The organism is Flavobacterium sp. (genome assembly GCF_035760125.1).
GTDB lineage: Bacteria > Bacteroidota > Bacteroidia > Flavobacteriales > Flavobacteriaceae > Flavobacterium.
Genome location: NZ_DASTTN010000233.1, coordinates 1 through 3,770, shown reverse-complemented (window position 1 = coordinate 3,770; position 3,770 = coordinate 1). Strand labels below are relative to the sequence as shown.

Below are 3,770 nucleotides of genomic sequence, written 5' to 3'. Positions count from 1 at the left end.
CATTCTAAATAGCCATAAACGGCAATAATTGTAAATATTATATATTGAAAACTGGTAAAAGTATAACCTTTTGCAAAATAAAGTGGTATGGAAAGTAAATCTCCTACAATCCAAAAAATCCAATTTTCAATTTTTCTTTTGGCCATCAACCACATACCTACAAAAAATATTGCAGTCAAAAAGGTATCAACATACGAATACCAGCTTGCAAATTTATTAAAATAAAGATAGACAGTAATCACAAAAATGAGTGTCATAATAAAAATAACGACCGACATTACTTTTTCCTTATTAGTCATCACCGATACTGGAAACTCATCGACATCCCCTTTTTTACGCGTCCAGTGATACCAACCATAAATACTCATTATAAAATAATACACATTAATCATGGAATCTCCCAATAAACTCCATTGCCAGAGCAAATATGCGTATATAAACGTACTGATTAATCCTGTTGGAAAAACCCAAATATTATCTTTTTTGGCGCACCAAACACTCCAAAGTCCAAAAAAAACTGCAATCAACTCTAAATACACTTCATGAAGTGGGTAACCTTTGTATTGGGCAAAAAAATAGTCAAACATTTAAAATTTTAGATTTATGCGTTTAGATGAGGTCTGATTAAAAAATTCGGCATCATTTTCAAAAGCGGTTCCAATAACTACTAAATCAGCACCTGCTTCGTAAGCTCTTTGAATGCCTTGCAAATCTATAATTCCGCCACCAACAATTAGAGGAATTTCAATATTATTTGATACTTTTTTTATCATTTCAAAAGGAACAGCCTGTTTAGCACCACTTCCCGCTTCGAGATAAATAAGTTTGTTTCCCAACATCTCCCCTGCCTGTGCGGTATGCATCGCATAATCGCTATTATTCCTATCCAACGGCTTCGTATTGCTCACTCTAGCGACCGCTGTTTCACTACCGCTTTCGATCAACATATAACCTGTCGAAATAATTTCGAGTTCAGTTTTTTTCAAAATTGGAACGGCATCTACTTGATGTTCTATCAAATAATCTGGATTTCGACCTGATATTAGGGAAAGAAATAGAATTGCATCAGCATTAGCAGAAATCTGAGATGGGTTTCCCGGGAAAAGGACTATTGGCAAATTTATTTTTTCTTTTAGACAAACAATTAATTCATCCAAAATATTATTTCGAACATGACTTCCGCCAATGAAAATATGCGTTGCGGGTGATTGATTTACTTTTTCGATTAAATATCCTAAATTCTCCCAAACAATTTTGTCGGGATCCAGAAGGATAGCAAGTAATTTTCGGTTTTCAGTTTTGGCCTGAATTATAGCATTATAAATATTGGTCATAGGCAGTCACTCACAGATTCACTAAACAGGCGCAAAGCTAAGTAAAGATTTAAAATTATTCTCGATTATTCAAAAGCATAAACAAGAGTAAAATTTTGTGTTAAACCATCCTTGTTATTTGATTCAAATTCCTCAAAACAAATAGTAAAATCCCTTATTATACTATCAAAATGAAGTTCTGTCTTGGTATGCTTATTATCCATTTCAAAAGGATTAACTTTAATATGGTCTCTGAAACTGATTCCTTTTTCGTTTCTGATTTTAAAAATGGCCTCTTTGGCACCCCATATCACGGTCAGTTTCCTGATGTATTCTGTTTTTTCATCTGGGTTCAAAAAGGAAAACTCAGATTCTGTGAATTTATCGGCAATGCGGATGATTTTTTCGCGTTGTAGTTCGATATCAATCCCAGCCACTTCATCACTTATAATAATAGCCGAAAATTGATGGGAATGGGTAATCGAAATATGCTTTCCGTCATATAAATGCGGTTTACCAAATTCGTCATAATACAAATCAAAATCTGTATACCCCACCTGCTGAAACAGTTTGCGAACACTCAAGAAAGCACGCTGATGTATCTCGGATTTCATGCCGTTCAATCGGTTTATGTTACTGTCATTAAGAACGACTGCTTCAAAAAGCTCCTGATAGGATTCAGTTATTTCCCAAACAAGAATTTGAGTTGAAGGATTTAAGGTTATGGTCTTGTATAATGGCATTGTATTTAATTTTAACAGGCAAAAAAAACAAATTATCTACTAATTCATATAAACAGCTTTTAATAATCTAAATCATTATTTTACTGTCTTCATATCTATAACAATTCAGCCAATTTCACAATTACCCATGCTAATGGAATAAAAATAAATTGTCCCAAAAGCGTCCCAAAGATACGGGCAATAATAACAAAAGTTAAATGCCTTCTAAAAAATGATTCTGTAACCGAACCGTCAATAACTTTGTCAGTTAATGTTGCGTGATAAGGTTCTATAAATAACATCATCCCTATAGAACCTAAACTTACAGCCACACCACTCATTGACAATGATGTCGTTCGTAAATTTGGATTTAAATAACCTGCATACAAACAAGAAAGCACACTTACCGTAATAAAAGCATATACAATAACGTTGAGCAAAACTAACTCCATATATATATCTTTGTATTTGTTTAAACGATAAAAATTAGACTTTTTGGGTATTGTAAAACTTTGCTTAAAATGAAAAAATGTAGCCAAACTGAATGATTTTATTACTACAACAAAAACAGAACGATTATTATACAATGCGTTTACTCCTTTTTCCATAAACCTATGAATTGTTGGTATAAACAATCCTCCAATAATACTACCAATTGTAGCTGAAAAAATAATACTCCTAAATATTAAATCATTTGGTGAATTTCCTAAGATAATATTGTTCTCTATAGTTTTTGTCAATAATGGGGCTTGTATTGTATTAGAGAATTGTGATATAATAATAATGATATTAAATATCGAAGCAGAAGAAGCAATACGTCTGGTTCGTGTCCCAACAATCTTAGCCGATAAACTAATTATTCCAATAAAATGAATTATTGAAGTAAGAACGCAAACTAATAAAATATTGATAGTCATATATTTTTAATTAAAAAAATCACAAGAAATTGTTTTTTCAAGATGCAACTTTTTGATTACAACTATTAAAATCCTCAAGCAAACATAATTTTACAGAACAAAAATGTATTAAAAAAACTTTTAATCAATTTTTGAAAACAGATCTTAAAAAAGCAAACATTTTAGGAAATCTCAATCTAATTTGAGTCAAAATTAAACTTCTCGATGTAATCTTATATATTGACACATACCCTAAAAATGAAGAGTTGTAATTTCCCCTTTTTTTATTTTTAAAATCTATAATTAATTCTGAATAGATACGCTCCAAGCGGGTAACTATTGAGAAAAAATCTGATTCTTTTATAATATATTCAGAAACTTTAATTATTTCAGAAGAGTTATATTTATTAATTTCTTTAATCAAATTATTTTTTACAGGGCTGTTCGTCATAAGTTTCATTCCAAAATTAAAGGCTCTAAAATGTTTCATATTTGAACTTGTAACCATACCGCCTAATCCTCTATAATCACAAACAATCACTGCCGCTCCTGTAGCCATTGCCTCTATTGCTGCTTTTGCTTTTGCAAATACCAAATCATATTTTTGGAGAATCTCTTCAGGTTTTAAACAAGGATTACCACTTGAAGAACCAATTATTTCAAGTTCAATCCCAAGCTCAACGCATGCCCCCTTAATTTCGGGATAAATATTATTCTCATTCAAATAATTAGAAAAAACCAATGCTTTTTTTGGATGAGAATTTATTTTTTCTTTCAATCGAAATCGATTTGTATTTGCCCAATTATAAATAACTTCAACATCTTCTTCTTTAAAACCA

At 31.3% G+C, this 3,770-nt stretch carries 5 protein-coding genes; all 5 read right to left on the bottom strand.

From position 1 onward, the window contains the following. On the bottom strand, window positions 1–587 hold a 587-nt coding region (gene pnuC / locus VFS71_RS08440), incomplete at its 3' end, for a nicotinamide riboside transporter PnuC (RefSeq protein ID WP_326400538.1). Then, complete coding sequence (locus VFS71_RS08435; protein ID WP_326400536.1) at window positions 588–1,334, bottom strand: geranylgeranylglyceryl/heptaprenylglyceryl phosphate synthase; 747 nt, start codon at window positions 1,332–1,334, stop codon at window positions 588–590. A 65-nt stretch (window positions 1,335–1,399) separates the two neighbouring features. Then, window positions 1,400–2,056, bottom strand: a complete 657-nt coding sequence (locus VFS71_RS08430) for a 4'-phosphopantetheinyl transferase family protein (protein WP_326400534.1) — start codon at window positions 2,054–2,056, stop codon at window positions 1,400–1,402. 95 nt (window positions 2,057–2,151) lie between these two features. Next, a complete protein-coding gene (locus VFS71_RS08425) occupies window positions 2,152–2,952 on the bottom strand; it encodes a lipid II flippase family protein (protein ID WP_326400532.1) in 801 nt (266 codons plus the stop codon). 124 nt (window positions 2,953–3,076) lie between these two features. Further along, the coding region (locus VFS71_RS08420) for a hypothetical protein (protein ID WP_326400530.1) at window positions 3,077–3,770 on the bottom strand (694 nt) is incomplete at its 5' end.